This window comes from Serratia rhizosphaerae (assembly GCF_009817885.1).
Taxonomy (GTDB): domain Bacteria; phylum Pseudomonadota; class Gammaproteobacteria; order Enterobacterales; family Enterobacteriaceae; genus Serratia_B; species Serratia_B rhizosphaerae.
This window is the reverse complement of the sequence record NZ_CP041764.1, coordinates 2,954,740-2,972,200: the sequence shown is the minus strand read 5'-3', so window position 1 is coordinate 2,972,200 and position 17,461 is coordinate 2,954,740. Positions and strand designations below refer to the sequence as shown.

General features: G+C 56.3%; 20 protein-coding genes. 1 reads left to right on the top strand and 19 read right to left on the bottom strand.

The window, feature by feature from the left end:
- Positions 1-60: 60 nt before the first annotated feature.
- Together FO014_RS13905 and FO014_RS13900 are read right to left on the bottom strand one after the other, a co-directional pair.
- Positions 61-1,203, bottom strand: coding sequence for an HlyD family secretion protein (locus FO014_RS13905; RefSeq protein ID WP_160029959.1), 1,143 nt, complete (start codon positions 1,201-1,203; stop codon positions 61-63).
- Positions 1,203-1,580 carry a DUF3302 domain-containing protein gene (locus FO014_RS13900; protein WP_160029958.1) on the bottom strand — a complete coding sequence of 126 codons (378 nt, stop codon included), beginning with the start codon at positions 1,578-1,580 and terminating at the stop codon, positions 1,203-1,205. The genes FO014_RS13905 and FO014_RS13900 overlap by 1 nt, the downstream gene beginning before the upstream one ends.
- A 579-nt stretch (positions 1,581-2,159) precedes the next feature.
- Here FO014_RS13900 and FO014_RS13895 point away from each other — a divergent pair.
- Positions 2,160-2,543 carry a hypothetical protein gene (locus tag FO014_RS13895; RefSeq protein WP_160029957.1) on the top strand — a complete coding sequence of 128 codons (384 nt, stop codon included), beginning with the start codon at positions 2,160-2,162 and terminating at the stop codon, positions 2,541-2,543.
- 38 nt (positions 2,544-2,581) lie between these two features.
- On the opposite strand, the gene FO014_RS13890 is transcribed toward FO014_RS13895, so the two are convergent.
- The 17 genes from FO014_RS13890 to FO014_RS13810 all read right to left on the bottom strand — a co-directional run bounded on the left by FO014_RS13890 (position 2,582) and on the right by FO014_RS13810 (position 17,102).
- Positions 2,582-4,120, bottom strand: coding sequence for a conjugal transfer protein TraG N-terminal domain-containing protein (locus tag FO014_RS13890; protein WP_160029956.1), 1,539 nt, complete (start codon positions 4,118-4,120; stop codon positions 2,582-2,584).
- Positions 4,117-4,488 carry a hypothetical protein gene (locus FO014_RS13885; protein ID WP_160029955.1) on the bottom strand — a complete coding sequence of 124 codons (372 nt, stop codon included), beginning with the start codon at positions 4,486-4,488 and terminating at the stop codon, positions 4,117-4,119. The genes FO014_RS13890 and FO014_RS13885 overlap by 4 nt, the downstream gene beginning before the upstream one ends.
- 14 nt (positions 4,489-4,502) lie before the next feature.
- Complete coding sequence (locus FO014_RS13880; RefSeq protein WP_160029954.1) at positions 4,503-5,984, bottom strand: integrating conjugative element protein; 1,482 nt, start codon at positions 5,982-5,984, stop codon at positions 4,503-4,505.
- Between the two features lie 10 nt (positions 5,985-5,994).
- Positions 5,995-6,930 (bottom strand): TIGR03756 family integrating conjugative element protein, encoded by a 936-nt coding sequence (locus tag FO014_RS13875; protein ID WP_425500815.1) that lies wholly within the window; start codon positions 6,928-6,930, stop codon positions 5,995-5,997.
- A 73-nt stretch (positions 6,931-7,003) separates the two neighbouring features.
- Positions 7,004-7,408, bottom strand: a complete 405-nt coding sequence (locus FO014_RS13870) for a TIGR03757 family integrating conjugative element protein (protein ID WP_160029952.1) — start codon at positions 7,406-7,408, stop codon at positions 7,004-7,006.
- A 100-nt stretch (positions 7,409-7,508) separates the two neighbouring features.
- Complete coding sequence (locus tag FO014_RS13865; RefSeq protein WP_160029951.1) at positions 7,509-7,985, bottom strand: hypothetical protein; 477 nt, start codon at positions 7,983-7,985, stop codon at positions 7,509-7,511.
- 1 nt (position 7,986) lies between these two features.
- Complete coding sequence (locus FO014_RS13860) at positions 7,987-8,709, bottom strand: hypothetical protein (RefSeq protein ID WP_160029950.1); 723 nt, start codon at positions 8,707-8,709, stop codon at positions 7,987-7,989.
- 263 nt (positions 8,710-8,972) lie between these two features.
- Positions 8,973-9,206 (bottom strand): hypothetical protein, encoded by a 234-nt coding sequence (locus FO014_RS23970; protein WP_246167959.1) that lies wholly within the window; start codon positions 9,204-9,206, stop codon positions 8,973-8,975.
- A gap of 166 nt (positions 9,207-9,372) precedes the next feature.
- The gene (locus tag FO014_RS13850) at positions 9,373-12,240 is read right to left on the bottom strand and encodes a conjugative transfer ATPase (RefSeq protein ID WP_160029949.1); all 2,868 of its coding nucleotides are present in this window, start codon (positions 12,238-12,240) and stop codon (positions 9,373-9,375) included.
- The gene (locus tag FO014_RS13845) at positions 12,240-12,653 is read right to left on the bottom strand and encodes a TIGR03751 family conjugal transfer lipoprotein (RefSeq protein WP_425500813.1); all 414 of its coding nucleotides are present in this window, start codon (positions 12,651-12,653) and stop codon (positions 12,240-12,242) included. The genes FO014_RS13850 and FO014_RS13845 overlap by 1 nt, the downstream gene beginning before the upstream one ends.
- A gap of 14 nt (positions 12,654-12,667) precedes the next feature.
- Positions 12,668-14,167 (bottom strand): TIGR03752 family integrating conjugative element protein, encoded by a 1,500-nt coding sequence (locus FO014_RS13840; protein WP_160029947.1) that lies wholly within the window; start codon positions 14,165-14,167, stop codon positions 12,668-12,670.
- Positions 14,160-15,068 (bottom strand): TIGR03749 family integrating conjugative element protein, encoded by a 909-nt coding sequence (locus FO014_RS13835; protein WP_160029946.1) that lies wholly within the window; start codon positions 15,066-15,068, stop codon positions 14,160-14,162. Before FO014_RS13835 ends, FO014_RS13840 begins: the two co-directional genes overlap by 8 nt.
- Positions 15,065-15,736 carry a PFL_4703 family integrating conjugative element protein gene (locus tag FO014_RS13830; protein ID WP_160029945.1) on the bottom strand — a complete coding sequence of 224 codons (672 nt, stop codon included), beginning with the start codon at positions 15,734-15,736 and terminating at the stop codon, positions 15,065-15,067. Before FO014_RS13830 ends, FO014_RS13835 begins: the two co-directional genes overlap by 4 nt.
- Entirely contained in the window at positions 15,733-16,098 is a 366-nt protein-coding gene (locus FO014_RS13825; protein ID WP_160029944.1) for a TIGR03750 family conjugal transfer protein, read from the bottom strand. The genes FO014_RS13830 and FO014_RS13825 overlap by 4 nt, the downstream gene beginning before the upstream one ends.
- An 11-nt stretch (positions 16,099-16,109) precedes the next feature.
- Complete coding sequence (locus FO014_RS13820; protein WP_160029943.1) at positions 16,110-16,475, bottom strand: TIGR03745 family integrating conjugative element membrane protein; 366 nt, start codon at positions 16,473-16,475, stop codon at positions 16,110-16,112.
- A gap of 52 nt (positions 16,476-16,527) precedes the next feature.
- Positions 16,528-16,770 carry a TIGR03758 family integrating conjugative element protein gene (locus FO014_RS13815; RefSeq protein ID WP_160029942.1) on the bottom strand — a complete coding sequence of 81 codons (243 nt, stop codon included), beginning with the start codon at positions 16,768-16,770 and terminating at the stop codon, positions 16,528-16,530.
- Entirely contained in the window at positions 16,770-17,102 is a 333-nt protein-coding gene (locus tag FO014_RS13810; RefSeq protein WP_151428233.1) for an integrative conjugative element protein, RAQPRD family, read from the bottom strand. The genes FO014_RS13815 and FO014_RS13810 overlap by 1 nt, the downstream gene beginning before the upstream one ends.
- Between the last annotated feature and the right edge of the window lie 359 nt (positions 17,103-17,461).

Below are 17,461 nucleotides of genomic sequence, written 5' to 3'. Positions count from 1 at the left end.
TAGTCCGATGTTTTCTATAATTTATCTATTGAATAAGCATAAGTAATAACCATTTTAATTTTAATGCTCTAGGAAGAAATAATTTTCCCAGCTTGCCATCCGAAGCAAAATTTTCCGGATCAATGACAATTCTTTGAAAGACTCGGAATAGACTGCGATTCCGACCTGTACTCCTAGGGGTAATTTATAATCCTGAAGGCGCGGATCAGTAGCTTTGACAATGACCAGCACGCGCCCCTGCCCCACCAAGTCCATAGTGGTCAGAAGTCGTCCCTTCCCTTGGAATTGACCTTCACCAATAGCAGGCAGCACTTCTGTCACTTCACCGCTGAAGACAGTCCCCGGAACTGCAGAGAACATCAACTCCGCTTTATAACCTGGCTGCAACCTCTGTGTATAGTTCTGACGAAATGCAGCCACATAGGAGCGCGCCCTATCGCTATCAATTGGGACAAAGGTCATAACTGGAGCAAGCCCCAACGCCGTGGACATACTGCCTTCACGCAAGCCAACAGTGCTAACATAGCCAGCGGATGGCGCACGCACAACTGTGTTGTCTAATCTAAACTCTGCTTTACGTAACTGTGCTAACAATGAGGCGACTTTGGTATTCTGACCTCCCAATTTCGAATTAAGGTTATTTTTCGCTCGTTCAACTTTCGCGTGCGCTGCGGTAACAATCGCTTCAGTAGATTTATATGTCTGCCGGCGAGTATCGACCACCTGATCAGAAAAAGCACCTCGGATGTAGCCTTCCTTGTAGCGAGCATATTCACGTCTAGCTTTGTCACGATCTGCAATGGTTTTATTAAGCTCAGCTTGAGCTTTATTTAGTCCAGCATTTAGTGACAGTGCATCTTGATTAGCTTCTTTGACCTGAGCTCGCAGATCATCCACTTCAGTCTGGAAGGGTATAGGATCGATACGGAACAGTACATCGCCTTTCTTCAGCATCGTATTGGGCTTCGCCGATACTTCAATCACTCTACCGCGAACCTGCGATACAATTGGTACCGTACGGTAAGCCTGTTTTCCCATATCACTAAATGGATGATTGTAGTTCATGAACAAAATAATCAAGCTGATAAAAACAACTCCGCCCAGCACTGCCGTTGGTACTGTCCATTTATTTAGCGGAATACGGAAAATCTTAAAAACAATGATGCAAAGTGCGGAATAACAAAGTAACAATAGCGTTTCCATTATTTACCCTTCTTCACAGCAACAGCATCAGAGGTATATCCATCTATTTCTTTTATTCTATCAACTTCATCCTTCAGCTGTTCTATTAGACCAAGGATGTACGCCATCTGAGAATGCAAGTCGTATTGTTCTTCACTAAATCTTTGTATTCCCCACCCCCGATCTTCACGCCATAGTGTGGCCCAAATCCATAGGAAAGGCCACAGCACATGGAGCGTAAACAGACTCACCCAGCCAGCATAATGGATAGAGTCTTGGTGAGGATGCTTACGTGCTTTTGCTATTTCATAAGGGATATCGTGGATAGCGATAACTCCGTAAAATAAAACCAGAATCACAACAACAAGTATTGCCAGTGCAATATAATCTAGAAACATAGATAACACCTAAAACATGTATCCCAAACTCCCTATCCCCTCCGGATAGTTCAATATATACAAGAAAGATAAGACCAAACATTACAACACTCTATCAGATAACAGCTCTAGAGTGGACAAAACTTACCGTATTCATTGGAAGGAAAGGAAAACCAATACTGGTAAAACAGTGAGCTAGTAAGGTAGAAAGCAACCATTATTTTTCATAAAAACATCAGCACCCCCACCAACAAAATTGAATTTGATTACTATTTTGACAGCTATCTGATGATAGAACACTTGCTTTTTTATTTATAAATAAATACAACCTTGGGGCAACCGATGTATTGTTTTCCTCCTAGGAGCGACTCACCACACCCAGGCGAATGCTCACTCAGAGGTTCAATAACGGTTTTTCAATATGAGTTGTTCATAAATACTCAATAGTTTCAAGATCCCACTTCATCTCAGGCAATTACAGAGGGCACTGTGATCTTACCCAGCAACAGTAAAACCGCTCACTCAGAAACCAGATAAATAGCAATTGATTATTATTTAAGCTAGAATGGGATTGGGCTATCATCTGGTTAAGGAGTGATTATGGATGATGCAACACAGCACCACGCCTATCGGCGTGGCGTGCGCATGGCAAGCCGATGGAAGCGCCTTGAGAGTACCGTCCTGAAGTGGGATCGTGCCTGCGTGTCCAAGGCTCAGAAAGTAAATATTCCTAAATGGGCTGGACATATTCCAATGATAGCGTTCGGTATAATCATACTGGCAGCGCTTGTGTTCGGCGGGTTGTTCATTGCAAGTTCAGCTGTACTCCTTGGTGCTCTTATACTTTTTGTTACTGGAGCGGTATCTTCTGGAGAGACCACATTAACCAGCAACAATGAAGAGAAAACCTACCATAGTTGGCAGCAAGATAGCTTCAGTGGAAGAGAATATAATCCGCATAGATACAATGAATGGAAAGACTAGGCTGGGGAGCACCACTCCCCAGCAAATTTCTGTTCTGATTACCCTCCAGTCATACCTTTCCCTGCCTTCTGACCGATAGCACCTTCTACAGTTCCCCCCAATTTACCACCTGTATTATGAGCAGTTTCCACTCCTCCCTTCATTGCTGCACCAACAGATTGCCCCACACTTACCCCGGCCCAGGACAATGCCCCTAACCACACTGCCGGCAACACGATAAACATACAACCCATAACTAGGTTCATGATTAAGTCATCAGAGCTATTCTGAAAGCCGGCCACATTCCAGCGACTGTGCGAGTCTGAGCTGTAAAGCGCTTCCAGCAACCAACTGTCCAGCCAACGCGCCAGTTCCCACCAGAACGTCAGGAAATTGAGAGCAAATACCACGAACGTCATTGTGATCACTGAAGCATAATTGTATGCCGCGAAGGCTAGGATTAGCGGGATCATAATGTAAACCGCCATTAACAGGATTGCCTGTACCATCGGCAGCGCCTGCCGCATCGCATCGAAGGCAGGGAATGCCGCCAGGCTTCCCAGCGCGGTTCCACCGGTTGATGCAACGCGGTTAACCGAGTTGTCCATGGTGAAGTCAGCGTTGCCACCATAGCCGGCATAAGCGCGCCCGCCCTGGGAAACCGTCAGGTTATCCGGACTGACCAGGCGACGCACCACTGCCTCTTTATATTCGGCGTTGTTCTCCCCCATCATCTTGAGCGCGGCGGACATCCGCAGCATCACACCCGGATCGACCTGCTTCACCACCCGGGCCTCCAGACCGGTATCGGCTGCCGACCACCACTCGCTGCAGGTCGGGTATCCCCCCCGGCCGGTGTTAGCCCGGCCACTGTCCCGTGATTCATTCCATGGGAAGCTGGCGCGCGGCGTTTTCGACTGCAGGTTGTTGTAGTACCCGCCGTTCAGGAAGGTTTTCGACCCCAGCCACTCGATATCACGCAATGTTGCCTTGTCCGTCGTCTGCCCCTGGTCACGGTTCTGCCAGGTGTACAATGCCAGCGCATAGCAGTCATTGGTGAAGTCCTGCAGCTCCTTCGCCAGCGCCGGGTTGTTGACCCGGCTGTGCTGAACCTCAAAACGGACTTGTCGCAGATCCGGCCGACACGGAATGTTAGCTACAGCCACCGCGGTGAACCCCTTCGACAATTTATGCACGACCAGCCACCACACCGGCACCTTCGCCGTCTGACCGTTCATGCTCGACATGATATTCGCATACCCCGTCTCATCCGGTTTCTTCGGTGTCCAGGTGCCGCAGGTGCTCGCCCGGCTGCTGTCATACTTGATGGTGTCCAGGCTGACATTCATCAGCGGCAGGCAACAGGCAAGCATCACGAAAAATGCACCATAGAGCAGGTTCTCGATGCGCGGCAGGGACAGCATCCCCTTGTTGCCTTCATCTTCCCCCTCTTCCCGGACCTTCAACCAGATCCCAACGACCTTGAACAGCAGCGGCAGCACGAATAACCCCGTACTGACCAGCAGCTCCCACAGGCCGTTGTTCACGATCCAGCCGAGCAGCGTCAGGAAATACTCCAGATAACTGTTGGTCATCATAGCGTCAGCCCTCCACCGAAGATGGAGTATTCACACGCCAGGGCAAAGACCGCGCACACGATGACCATGCGCTTGAGGGGCTGCCGATGTTCCGGCTTAACGCCCGGTGCGTGCCAGATTTTCCATAATGCCCAGGCAAGCGCAGCATAAAGCGCCAGACGCCAGAATAGCCAGCCGTAACGGGTGCTATGCACCCAGCTACGCAGCGCTGCGGTTTCACCGGGATGGTTAACGCCCCAGTGTGCGAGCCCCAGCGCCATGACCATGGCGACCACAAGCATGGCAAGCAGCTGCAGGAAACGTTTGACTCCCCGGCCAAACCTGCCGCCCCGACGGGGCAACAGGTCTTTGTTCTCTGATTTCGTCATAGATGTCTCCACACTCACTGGTCAGTTTCCGGCACGGCCAGCTGATTAAACTTGGTATCCGGGCTGTCTGCAGACTGACGCTGCGGGTTGGTTTCGGCGCGGTTGTTCTCGCGATCGATAATGGTCAGCACCGCATTGCGGGAGATTTCACGTTTCATCTCCATCTCGTTTTTCAGCGCCGTGATTTCGCGATCGAGCGCTTCGATGCGGCGGTCACCCTCTTGCATCGCCACCTTCTGTGCGGCCGCGTTCGGTTCGGACATGCCGGTGGTGATCATGCGGCGCATCAGGAAGGCCGTCTCGATGGTATCGGCCATCGCCAGCTCGCTGGCGAGACGCCCGACCAGGGCCGCATTATCCGGGTCGCGCTGCAGCGCGCGCACCACACCGGCCGTCACCGCCAGGCTGCCGGTTTTCAGTTTGGCCAGGTTCGCGGTGGTTGGCTTTTCGGCGCCGTTTACCAACTTGGCCAACTGCTCATTATTGGCCTTGGTGGCCTCTTCCAGCATCGGGGCAAACCCGGTGCCGGCCACGGTGCTGCCCGGCTGCTCATCGCCTTCGCCACTGGTGCATTGCGACGCGTCCTTACAGGTGCGTAATGACGTGTCGCCCAGCACTTTCACCACTGCGGCCGCGGCCTCCTCGCTGCTGGCGTATTTGGCGCAGGCACCGCCGGTGCAGCTGCTGCCGGACACGCCGGAGGTACTGGTGACAGGCAGCGCATTCATCATGTTGTAGCCGGCAGCCGCCAGGTCATGGGTCGGCTTGATGGCCGGCTGGCCAGAGCCGCCACGTTTCTGCCCGCCAATCCATGTCTGCCCGGACTGACCGGTCACCTTCTCCGTCGCATTCATCGAGCGGACGGCATCGCCGCCGCTGCTGTTGACCAGGCTCTTGGCCTCTTCCATTGCGGCGGCCTGCGACCAGGCGCCGGTATCGGCCATGTCCATCATGCGTTTGGAGAGGTTCTGGCAGTTGAGCTGCGCCTTGTCGAACGCGACGCCGCCTTGCAACACCCCGTTGGTCAGCATTTCATACAGCCCCGGATTCGCGCGCTGGATGGCCATCGCCGGCAGGCTGGCCACCGCACCGGTGGCGCCCTGGATAACGTCACTCATCAGATTCTTGAACCCGTCAGTGACACCGTTAAGCTGATTGCCGATCGTCGTTTTCAGGTCGAAGTTGCCGCACATCAAATCCGAGCTCCAGCCCAGGTTCATGCCCAGCCGCTGCATGTTGCCGCGCGTCGCCGGCTGTGAAATCACCGAGCCGCCGCCCAGGGAGTAAAACAATTTGTCCGAGACCGCGCCGCTGGCGCTCTTCCCGTACCCCACGTTGCTGTCATTCACCTGGGGCAACGAAATGCCAAACAGGGTGCCGTTATCGTCATTGTCGTCAGCGTGCGCGTTCACGCCGGCCAGCGTCAGGCTGCCGGCAATCAGCAGAGACAGCAGGCTGCGCCGTCCCCAGAGAGATTTATTCATCGTGTTATTCATCGTTCATGCCTCAAAAGTCCGTGCTGTAGAGGAAACGCTGCCCGCGGCGCTGGCAGCAGCTGTAGGGTCGCCACAGGGCAAAGGCAGCGTTCGCATCCGCTGCCGCCGGATGGTCACCGTCCGGGAACACGGCGCAGGACTGGCTAAGCTGCGGCGCCAGGCGCTGCCATTTGTGGTTGCTGGTACCGGTGTTCTCCTTAACCGCCCCCGGAGGCCAATACCCCTCCGAGCGTTGGCCCATCAAGGGTTGGTAGACGTGGGGCTGGCCAGAACGGGTGATGATGTCCGCCACCCGCTGCGCCACCAGGGCGCCAGCCTTGTCATCATCAACCTGGGTCACAAATCCCGACCGGGGGTAAACGTTGCCCCACATGTTGGCGCCGGCCTGGCTGCCAATCTCGCGTTGGCCAGGCACCAGGGCTTCGGGATACAGGGACTCGGGCATGCCGGTACGCCATGCCAGACTGTCGAGCGTGCTGAGGAAATACGGCACAAACGGCATGGCGGCGCTGCGGCAGGAATACCCGGGGATGCTGCCGCCGATAATGGACGTCGCCGGATGGCCAATGGCATCGGCATATTTGAAATGCAGGTTGGTTTTGCGCTGCCCGGGGGTTTTCAGCTCGTTATTGCCGCCGCCGGCGGATACGCCGCTCAGCGCGCCGGTGATACTGCTCTCCAGGCCGCCGGAGGCCTGGCTGACCATCGACATCTCACGCCAGGGATTGCCGCCCTGACTGTTGTAGGTCGAGACCACCGCCTCAGGGATAAAGTGCGTTACCTTGACCGAAGTCCGCACCGTACAGCCGTGCAAGCCGCAAAACATCCAATAACAAATGCCGGACACACGCCAGCTGATACAGGCCTGCGACACGGCACTGGCAACAATCTGCGCGCTGTTCAGCGCGGCATTTGCGGCCGGCACGCTGGCCACTGACAGCATCATGGCCATACCGAGGGATTTGAGGTTCAGGCGGGACTGGCCGGGAAGCGATGCATCGGGGAGGAGGTATTGCATATCACTGTCCTCCCTGCGCCTGGACGCGCAGCGCCACAGCCTGCGCAACATCCGAAGTGCCGTACACCACATCGGTGTCATCAAACACCACCGCCGGCACTTTTTTGACGCCCAGTTCCCAGGCACGCACCACCGCACGGTAAACGGTGGCCAGCTGCTGCTCGTTCGCCTGCCATTGCGGTGATTTCAGCACGGCTTGCGCCTGGCGCTCGGCTTCATCCGGGTTTGACGACAACTCGCCGAACATTTGCTTCTGCAGCTGTTCCGGACCGTCAAGATAAATCACGGATACCGAGGCATCGATGTTGCTCGGAGGGTGGTGGGAATCGGTATAGAGTACCGTGCCGGCAAGCACCGATGCCGGCATCAGCAGAGGGAACAACGTCAGCAACGTGCTGATTTTCATGGCGTGCACTCCTGCATGGATAGAATCCACACAGGGTGCTACGACATGGTCAGAAAGACAGCAAAGAAGTCTTTATTGGATTATGAAAATTTTAATCTGGTTAACGGCGTCCATCAGCTCTGGCGGGAACTGGATCGGCGGAAATTCTGAGGTGATGAGTTAGCCCCATCGATCGCGAAACGCCGCGAGGGTCACCGACAAAAGGAAATCTCAAGAAGGGTTGTTCGGTGACTTCGACCTTCCACGTAGTATCACCAATAAAACTAAACTCAACGGCCTCGGGGAGCACGTGTAATTCACTAAAGGTCCCGGTGAGATATGCTCCTCCCAGTGATATTGTCTCAAGGATCCCCTTATTCATATGCATGAGCGATATATTGAGCACCTCTTCATAAGGCGTGTCATCAGTAAGAAACAGCAAGAACCGCTCGCTATCAATAGCGACCGCAGCTTCCAACACCTGGAAGGGGACAAAAAAACCGGTCCCCTGCCCCGACAACATGATTTCATAACCATCCTTCGTGTTAGCTGCGTGTTTCAAATCACTAAGAGAGATGGATTTGGTTTCACTAAACATACTAACCCCACATAGTGCTCATTTCCCAAGCAGCAAGTGCACCGCCAACAAAACCACCGACAACAACACAAACTGGAGCTCCAGGCCCACACATCAAACCCGCGATAGCGCCGCCCGCCCATCCTCCCGCGATCCCTGCACCGCCAATGGCAATCTGCCGTTTTGTCTCTTTGGTTTTATCATCGGCATCGTAAATCTCGTACACCGCAATTGCTAATGTGAGGAAAATCAAACCACGTCCGGTCGCCGACAGGCGCTGCATTTTGAGGTTAACCTGAGGATTTGATTTTCCGGCAGACTCAACAACTGCACCATAAACCTTATTTTTCTGCGTTTCAGAGAGACTTTTGAAGTTTGCCTGAGGCCCATACACCGCTTTTGTTTTGTACGCGATCAGCTCATTCAACGTTTTACCCTGTTGTTTGAGTCTCTGCGCCAAGGCCTGCCCTACAGGTGTACTCCGATTACGAATTAATTCCATAATCGAATTTCGCGTCAAATTAGCTTCTGCAGCGGCCTGCTCCCAAGTGATGAGACCGTGAACTGCCTTACTAGATAAATCCGTCGACATGGCTTTTATTCTACGGGAATACTCGAGACGAAGCTTCGGATCAACATATAACACCGTTGCTGCTGCACTCACATCTCCCTGCAAGGCCGCAATGGCCTGTCTGAATTTGTCCTGCCCTTCCTTGTCCAGTGAAGCCAGTAATGACGTATCCATTCTGTGGAACCCTCCCTTCCTTTACCGATTATAGGGTCTCTACAATAATGTCATTACCATACTCGAACCCCACCTTAAAATACAAAAAAACCGGCCAGAAGGCCGGTGATCTAGTGAAAGGTTCCTTTCAAAACTTGGCTCAGGTATCAGAAAAGCTGATTCCGGACCGGAAGGCCATGCCCCTGGCTGCTTTGAATCCCTTGCTGTTCATACACTCTACCAGGCCACATATTTTCGGATCGAGACTCATCGCGCCACCCCTATCAGTTAACCTGAAAACGCTCGCACAGGTCACTCAGATGGAGCAGCAGGTACACCACGTCCGCGGCGTCCGGCACAGAGATATACCAGCGGGGGTGATCGTACTCCTCAGGTTGTGGCCAGGATGTGGTACCTGTCACTGTCACCAGGACATCGACAGACTGGCCCAGACGGCCTTCCAGATGCAGCGCCACGCTGGTCCGGCTCCCGATACGGTGCGGGTGTGCCGTCAGCACAACACGCCCCAGCAACCGCTCACGGAGCGCATCACAAAACGTCTTGAGTGCCTGCGCATCCGTCTTGCTGATGGTCGCCGCCCCTGGGGTGGCAGCGTAAACAGGCTGGCCCCCTGTGACGGCACTTCCTGAGGGCGAACAGCCGGCTCGGGGTATTTCAACGTCATCATGCAGCCTGGCTCCCCGCGTCCTCTTCATTGGCAACCAGACCGCGCAGGCGGTCAAGCTTGCGCGCGACCTTGAAGGCCGCTTCGAGCTCGGTGCAACCGAACTCCTGCATCAGCGCACGGCGCTCCGCCTTCTCTTCCTTCTCGGTCATCCCCAGCGCGAGGTAGAGGCTTGGCGGCACAGCCCGGAATAACGCTTCCACTTTTTTCGACAGAATAACCCCCTCGGTGTAACACCTGGACAGCTTACTGGCCGACAGTAGCACCGCTTTTTGCTCCTCGGTCAGGGCTTTGAAACGGGCAATGTCGCTGACCTCCTCTGGCGGCATGGTCAGACAGACCCACCATTCGGCCATGTTGAGCATCTTCTCGGCAATGTCCGGGAAATCCTTCAGGTTCTGCGTGGCCAGCCACAACCAGGCGCCGAGCTTACGCCACATCTTGACGATTTTGGTCATGTACGGCGACAGCAGAGGGTTGACCGTCACAATGTGCGCTTCATCGACCACAAAGACGATATCCCGCTCCGAGTATTGGTCACGCTCGGCAATGTTATTGATGGTGTTGGTCAGGCTCACCATGGTCAGCGCCATCTGCGCCTCATACCCTTCCCGCGCCAGATGCCCCAGGTCAATCAGCGTCACATCCGCTTCAGGCCACAGCGTCCCTTCACGGTTGAACAGCTCGGCCTCAAAGGAGCCAGGCTGGGTGAACATGCCCAGCGCTTCGGCCATTTCCGCCGCTTTTGCCCGGCGCTGCGGGTTACGTTTTTCGTTGCTCGTATCATTGGAGATGTCATACAGCGCGCTCTGCAGGTCGGACGGCAACATCTGACGCTGCTCATCGTAGGCCGTCTGCGCAGCCATCAGGAGCGCTTCGCGGATCATCGCCCGGTCGGCCCGTTTGAGGTCGGCTTCTTCCTTCGGATCGCCGCCGGTTATCATCATGCGCGCCGAGATTTCCATTTCGCCCAGGTAATCGCGTTTATCCTCATCCTCATCATCGGCATCGATATCGCGCAGCTCGCTCTCGTCCAGCTCCAGTGAACTGAGCTCCTCAATCAGCTTGTGCGCAAATGAGAACGGCGGCAGCGACACGCCGCTGCCAGGCTTGATGCTGATTTTATTGACCGTCAGACCCTGGCTTTCAAAATAGTCCGCCTGCAGGCCAAACGAGTTGCCGGCCTCGGCGATGAACAGGCGCGGCCGGTGGACGGCCATCAGTTGTGTCGTCGCCGCACAGAGCGTTGCGGACTTGCCGGCGCCGGTAGGGCCAAAAAACAACATATGGGCGTTCTGACTGCGGTCATCCTTATTTAACGGATCCACCGTCAGCAGGTCACCGCCTCGGTTAAAGAAGCTCAGGCCGGGGTTACCGGTGCCGGTTTCACGGCCAGTGACCGGCAACAGGCCGGCAAGGTGTTGGACGAATGTCAGTCGGGTGTACCAGTGCTTTTTGTCCGCCTCCGGGTTAAAACACATCGGCAGTGCGCGCAGGTAGGTATTAAGCGGCGCCACATCAAACTCCGGGCGCACCGGTTGCAGGCCGGCGCCGAGCAGCACGTTCGTCAGCTCCACGCGTTTGTGGTTAAGCGCCGTCAGGTCGCCGGCGCGCAGCAGGAAGGTAATGCCGGCGCGATACAGCTTGTGGCGATTACCCAGGTACTCTTTCACTTGTGCCACATCCTGACGCACACGCCCGGACTCGGTGTTCTCGCCCACGGCATTTTTCGACAGCTTGTTAAAATCGTTTTCCAGCGTGTCCTGGGGCTGCGCCACGATGGTCATGCAGACCATCGTCCCCTCCGGGAACATGTCCATCAGCGCATTTATTTTCTTCTCACCGCGCTTCATTTCCCCGGTAATGGTCCCGGGCTCCGGCGCGCGGCGCAGCTTCTCGACAGGGATAGCGCAGTGCGCCTGATTATCAAACCACCACACGCCGTGGTCCGGATCGGACACCGGCGGCGTAAACCACAATGTTTCGGCAAAATCGTTTTGTACCGGCATCGTGCCTTCCGGCGTATCGCGGCTGTCGAAATAGGCCGCCTCACGGTACAGGGTATTTTTATCCACCCACTCCGGGTTTGGATTGAAGTGACGCAGCATCCAGTCATGCACCTGCGCACCATTTTGCCGTACGCAAGCCACACCGGCTCCGTTCAGCGCGCCGGTGAGCCGTTCACAGGTCTGGTTCAGCATGGCAATCGGCGGCATCGGGTCTGTATTGCCTTTACCAATCCAGCGGTACACCACCATGCGCGTGCGGCGCTGCTGGCCACGCCAGGGCTGGTCGGTGATGAGGGTATCCTTGAACAGCCCCTCCGGCCGCGCGATACCGCGCAGGTGCCGCTCGGTTTCCTGCAACCAGGACTCGGTCAATTGTGAGCCCCGGGCATGCGGCTTGATATAGCCACGCAAGCGATTCAGGTAGGCATCAACATTGTCTTCATCCTGGCAGAAAAACTGCACAACCCATGGGTTCTGATCATGTTCATCAAACGAGTCCTGCAGCGCATCTTCCACCGTGTCACGCATCTTCTCCAGATGGTCAGTGGTGCGCCCCTCCGTGGCCACAGGGGTGACTTCATAAACCGCACCGACAGACACACCATCATCAAGCAGGATGCACTGCTCATGATCCAGAAACTCTGCCCAGGGCAAATAATCAATGATGGACGGATTCGCATCGTAAATCTTTTTCTCGTCCTGGACCGTCATCTTGCCCGGCCGGGTCAGCGCTTCGCGGCCGGCCACCGACAGCGGCGCACCATCTTCCGTGATGGTCATCGCTTCAGTGACGGCATCTGCCGGCACCACCGCTTTTTTGCGCGTCAGGCGCTTTTTATCAAACAGGGAAAATCGCATCAGTAGGCCTCCGTCCGTTCACCTGGCATCGCGTATTGCACCTGGCTGTAAAACGGGAATACGGTGCTGTACCCCGGTACCGGCGTGTTGCCGTCGGCCAGGTGCGGGAAGACGTACATCACAAGATCGGGATTCGGCAGTCGCGGGAACTGCAGGCCGATCTCACTCTCCTGCGTGCGGCTGTAGCTGCGATCGTCAGCAACGCTGGCCTGGCTCTCGCTTTCCGTCAGCGGGCGGCGCAGGCTGTCCCTGGCTGCCACCGCATTGCGCGCTGAACCGCCGCCGTCCTCACCCTGCCAGAGTCCCAGCATCGTGCTGTCACCCGGCGGCAGCATCTCTTCCTTTGACGTGGAGCAACCGGACAGGGCGGTGCCAATCACCAACATGACCAGGGCTGATCGGATTGTCTTCATCATGGTTTCCTCTCTTAGTCCAGACCGCCGGCGCTGCCACCTTCGCCCGGCAGGCTGAAGTCGTCATAACGCACCTTGCGCCCTTTGGTTTCAAAGTCGATCGCCAGCTGGCGGGTGATATGCACGGCCAACTTTTGGCCTGGCGGCACATAAATCGCATCGAACATCATGCCGTAACGCTCACGCACCCAATCAGCCGTCTCTTTCATCCCGCCTGACAGCGCCTTGCCCAGCACCGCCTGGCCGGCGTTACCGGTCATGGTCGACGTGATGCCATTGACGTTGTTCTGCGACGTGTACTGCCCCTGACTGATACCGTCACCGGCCGCGCTGGCGGCCGACAGGGCGGCAATGGTCGGCAGGTAGGTCGACGCATTCGACTTGCGTTCACCGCCGATGCAGGGAATGCCGCTGTCATCGGAAATCCAGCCGATGCCGGCGGTAGTGCTGACATCCTTCCCGTTGTTGCCGCTGTTGTTATTGCTGTTGGCTTTCATATTGGTGTCAGGGTGCGGCAGGGTACGCACCGTGCCGTCGGCAAACACGAACGTGATGCTGTTGACCTGGCCACGCACGCACGACAGCGTCCAGTCGCCGCTGGCGGTACCTGAGACAATCGCCCCTTCCACGTCCGGCAGCTCGATGCCGTTGGCGGTCAGGTTGTCCTTGCCGATCATCAGCTTGAACGGGTACGGATCGGTTACCGTGCCGTTGATCGGCACGCGGCCAAGCAACGCCGTCATGGCGCGACTGCCCACCAGGGTCGAGTTCTCGGGCAGGGTAAACACCGGTTCGGCGTTCTCCTCCGCCCCTTTTTCATTGGTGCGGCCTTTTACCTGCTGCTCATAGGCGGCTTTCTGGCGCGTGATGGCATTGTCCGACAAGAACGACGTCGGGAACTGCGGGCCCTCTTTGGCACTGTTCGGATTGCGCGGATCCACTTCTTTCTGGTCCTTCGGGCCAACCCACATCAGGCCGTCATCGCCGGCCGTGGCGCTGCCGCCGGCGGCGCCCATGCCGTCCAGTCCCAGCCCCAGCGGCATGTCACTGTCACTTTTGGCCTTGTCCTTGTTGCTGGCCAACTGGTCTGTCAGCGACTGGATACGCCCCATCAGCGTCTGTTGCTGCTCCTGCAGCTGCTGCTGACGCTGCTGGGCCTGTTTCTGGAAGCCGGCCACGGCCTCATTCACCTGGCCGGAGACGTTGCTGTTGCGTTTGCGCAGGGCCTCGTTTTCCTTCAGCACGTTATCAATGTTTTTCTGCAGCTCGGCCTGCTGCGCCCGCGTGGTGCGCAGCGTACCGACCAGAGTGCGCAGCGTGTCTTCCGGGGTATCCCCTTCGACACCCAGCGCACGCAGCTCTTCCGGGGACATATTGGCCAGCACGTTCTGCGCCTGCTGCGGCTTTTCCGCGCTCTTGTTGCCACTGCAGGCTTTAAGACCGACAAGCACAGCCGCCGCCAGCATGCCGAACACGATCACTTTCGGCAGCATATTGGATTTCACATCAGCCATGGTTCGCCCCCTTCTTCGCCGCTTTCACGGCCTTGCGCACTACCGATGACTCCGCGACAAATGCCCCATCCGGGCGACCGGCGGTCACCAGGTACAGCGTGGTGGTGTCTTCCGGTGTGCCAACCGGCCCCAGGTACCGATGCTGGAACGTCGCCGTGACAAACTGCCCCTGCAGTACCCGCGGATCGAGTGTGATTTTACGGCTCGCCGTATTTTTCACCTTCAGCGCCACCACATTGCGGTTGCCGATACCCCAGCCACCCAGCGGGGTGACGGAGACCGGCTCGGACGGGTACAGCGTGGTGATGCGTTTGGGCAAGTGAGGATTCACCGGATGGATGCCCGGCACCGCTTCAACGGTACGCACCGGGCCATACAGGCTCTGCGCCGCGTAACGCGTCAGCACTACAGGCAACGGCGCGTTGTATTTCACCTTTTTGCGCTTCGCCTGGCTGCCGTCATCCTGACCTAGCGAGGCACTGCTCCCCTCCGCAGAGGCCGGCTTGTCGTGACTGCTGCTGACCGAGGAGACATCACCGCTGTAAACGATGCGTACCGGTTCGGCTGAGCCTTTATCGGACGCCGTGACGTCAAGCAGGATGACCTCCCCGTTCTCCACGTCCTGCAACTGCAGGCGGGTCTGCGGGAACGCGCTTTCTGCTTTCAGATACACCGCACCGCCGCTGCTTTGCACCCGCAGCTTGCCGTTCAGCGCCGGCGGGAAGCCGACACGGACATTTTTATCGGCAAACAGCACGCGCTCCTTGCCGACTGCCAGCGGGATCTGCAGCGGGATACGCTCCCACTTCATCAGCTCCTCTGCCTGCGCCTCTGGTGCAGAAACCAGTGTTGACACTGTCAACACGCTCAGAGAAAGCGCCAATACGCGAGCTTTCATCATTGGAAGACTCCTTTTTTCTCAGGCACCGGCGCTGGCGGTGCCGCCGCCAGGCGCTGCGGCATACTGTCGTAACAATCCAGCGCCAGACCAAATTCATTGCGCTCTGGATCCCCTTCCGACCGCACCACTTTCAGCGGATAACGGGTCAGGGCGCGTTTTACCGGTTCGCCGGCAAACGTCTCATCAGCTACCAGGTCCAGACGGACCACCCAGTTATCCCGGCCTTTGATATCGACCGGGTTTTGGTTGTAACGGGCGTTATAACCGTGATCCGGGATTTCAAACACCACGCGTGTACGGCCAGCCAGCTCGCCGGACTCGCTGCGTTTTTTTGCGTCAGCGTTAAGGAAGCGCTGACACGACGGCGTCAGGTAAGGAGAAAGCGCATTGATTTTGGCCGGATAATCAACCTCACCATTTTTCGGCCAGGCATTCAGTTGCTGGAAAATATAGAAACCGAAGCTGTAGACCGTGCTGGGCGGGACTTCCCACCAAGCTCGGGTCGAGCCGCTGCGCAGATCCGGCGGATTATGAATGGTCAGGTTGGATGGCGCGCGCATCCAGCCAATGATGGCGACCAGGAGAAAAACGACCAGCACGCCGCATGCTGCACGCAGCGTCAGGATGTGCTGGTCACGGTTTTTTACCGCATGACGAAAACGGCTCATGTTGACCTCTTGACTGCTCGGCTGCGTCGCAGTGACCAGCCCTGTTGGTCGATGATGAGGGTGGGATTACCCCACCCCATACGACGTTTACGCAGCTCAAGCCGCTGCCAGATATAGTTCTCAGGCTTGCCGCGCTTGAGACGCGTCAACCGACTGCCACCAAACCAGAGAACCGCCAGTGGGGTGATCAGCATGCCGGTGGGGATCACCACCCAACCGGCAAGGAGAACAAACGGCAACGACACAAGCAGACCCAGTCCTACCCCCATTAATACCGCCAGTCCCATCTCCGGAGTGGTAAAACCCCGGAAGACAACAGCTTCGGTATTAAGACGGTCAGGTAAAAATCGGATAGTCTGCATGTCGCCTCACCCTAAAAAAGGATTTCAGCAGATTTGCCGACAAACCAAATCACGGCCACAACCAGCACCACGCCGGTGACGATGATGGCGCCGAATTTGCCCCAGACCGCTTTCCCATCACGGACTTCATTGAACGTTGAAACCCCAGCATTGGCCACAACGATAAATGCCACGGCGGCCAGCACCAGACCAATGAGCACAATGCCGTCCTGAATATGCCCTTTGAGGGTTTCCATCAGACCACCGCCACCACCGGAAGACGGCGGCTCAACAGTTGGCAGGGCGGCTAATGCCGGCTGACTGGCCGCAAGGGCCAAAGAGGACACCACCGCGATACGCGCGGAGAAGTGGCGGAAAAGACGAACAACAGCATTCATAAAATGTTCCTTAAATTGCAGTGTGAAAAAGCGATACACATTCCTGCCAGCGTCAGCTGGCAAACATCCAGATTGAAACGACCAACAACAGAACGGTTTTGAGAACGAAGTGGATCAGCGCTTTGGTGCGGACTTTTTCGTTCCTCCAACCCTCGTAAACATCGATCCAGGCCCAGGCAGCCCAGACAAACAGCACCGCCAACAGCCCACCGATGCACACCAGCGACATGACGTTGATTTCAACGCCGCCGCTGGCCGCATTGAAGGCCTGTTCCTGAGCGCCGGTCATGGCCATCAGGGACGCTCCCGTCGGTAATTGCCCGCCACGGAGCCGCCATCACGGGGTTGTGCACGTGACGGCTCCAGATAACGGTCGATGCCGGCATTGATGGTGTTGAGGTCAGAGGTGGCGCGGCGATAGTCGAAAAAGAAACGACCACGCTCGGCGGGGTCGGCCTGAACGGCCGCAACCCGTGCGCGCTCAAGCGCCGCCTGTACCTGGATCAACATGCGCTGGGCGGACGCCAGCTCATCTTTTTCGGCGGCACAGGCAGGCAATGCGGTGAGGAATGACAGCCCCAGCAAACAGCCGGCGCCCAGTCCTCGGGTAACTACGGGGATACGCATGCACAAGCACTCCTTGGTGATTTAGGGTGCTGTCAGGGTGAGGGATACAAGGGGTCAGGTCAGCGGATAACTCTTTATGAAAATTTGATAATTTTTATCCACTTTGGGAGGGGGGGATGAACAAGCAAGGGAAACAGCTGAGTGAGGCTTGAAACGTAAAAAAGCCGCCACGAATGGCGGCCCTCCTCCCCTACTACTTGCGTTTTCTCTTCGCGCCCAACGGCATCAGTTGCAGAGTTAGCAGGTACGCTGTCAGTACAAAACTGAACAACGCCCCCATGCTTGGAGAAACAAAAAACAGGGTATACTCCCGATGCATATCAGTCGCATTTAACCCATTGATAATTTCAGCAATAACT

Excerpts from the sequence above, each read along its gene's own strand:
- FO014_RS13905 (WP_160029959.1), bottom strand. The coding sequence starts at position 1,203 with ATGGAAACGCTATTGTTACTTTGTTATTCCGCACTTTGCATCATTGTT.
- FO014_RS13900 (WP_160029958.1), bottom strand. The coding sequence starts at position 1,580 with ATGTTTCTAGATTATATTGCACTGGCAATACTTGTTGTTGTGATTCTG.
- FO014_RS13895 (WP_160029957.1), top strand. The coding sequence starts at position 2,160 with ATGGATGATGCAACACAGCACCACGCCTATCGGCGTGGCGTGCGCATG.
- FO014_RS13890 (WP_160029956.1), bottom strand. The coding sequence starts at position 4,120 with ATGATGACCAACAGTTATCTGGAGTATTTCCTGACGCTGCTCGGCTGG.
- FO014_RS13885 (WP_160029955.1), bottom strand. The coding sequence starts at position 4,488 with ATGACGAAATCAGAGAACAAAGACCTGTTGCCCCGTCGGGGCGGCAGG.
- FO014_RS13880 (WP_160029954.1), bottom strand. The coding sequence starts at position 5,984 with ATGAATAACACGATGAATAAATCTCTCTGGGGACGGCGCAGCCTGCTG.
- FO014_RS13875 (WP_425500815.1), bottom strand. The coding sequence starts at position 6,930 with ATGATGCTGTCAGTGGCCAGCGTGCCGGCCGCAAATGCCGCGCTGAAC.
- FO014_RS13870 (WP_160029952.1), bottom strand. The coding sequence starts at position 7,408 with ATGAAAATCAGCACGTTGCTGACGTTGTTCCCTCTGCTGATGCCGGCA.
- FO014_RS13865 (WP_160029951.1), bottom strand. The coding sequence starts at position 7,985 with ATGTTTAGTGAAACCAAATCCATCTCTCTTAGTGATTTGAAACACGCA.
- FO014_RS13860 (WP_160029950.1), bottom strand. The coding sequence starts at position 8,709 with ATGGATACGTCATTACTGGCTTCACTGGACAAGGAAGGGCAGGACAAA.
- FO014_RS13850 (WP_160029949.1), bottom strand. The coding sequence starts at position 12,240 with ATGCGATTTTCCCTGTTTGATAAAAAGCGCCTGACGCGCAAAAAAGCG.
- FO014_RS13845 (WP_425500813.1), bottom strand. The coding sequence starts at position 12,653 with ATGAAGACAATCCGATCAGCCCTGGTCATGTTGGTGATTGGCACCGCC.
- FO014_RS13840 (WP_160029947.1), bottom strand. The coding sequence starts at position 14,167 with ATGGCTGATGTGAAATCCAATATGCTGCCGAAAGTGATCGTGTTCGGC.
- FO014_RS13835 (WP_160029946.1), bottom strand. The coding sequence starts at position 15,068 with ATGATGAAAGCTCGCGTATTGGCGCTTTCTCTGAGCGTGTTGACAGTG.
- FO014_RS13830 (WP_160029945.1), bottom strand. The coding sequence starts at position 15,736 with ATGAGCCGTTTTCGTCATGCGGTAAAAAACCGTGACCAGCACATCCTG.
- FO014_RS13825 (WP_160029944.1), bottom strand. The coding sequence starts at position 16,098 with ATGCAGACTATCCGATTTTTACCTGACCGTCTTAATACCGAAGCTGTT.
- FO014_RS13820 (WP_160029943.1), bottom strand. The coding sequence starts at position 16,475 with ATGAATGCTGTTGTTCGTCTTTTCCGCCACTTCTCCGCGCGTATCGCG.
- FO014_RS13815 (WP_160029942.1), bottom strand. The coding sequence starts at position 16,770 with ATGGCCATGACCGGCGCTCAGGAACAGGCCTTCAATGCGGCCAGCGGC.
- FO014_RS13810 (WP_151428233.1), bottom strand. The coding sequence starts at position 17,102 with ATGCGTATCCCCGTAGTTACCCGAGGACTGGGCGCCGGCTGTTTGCTG.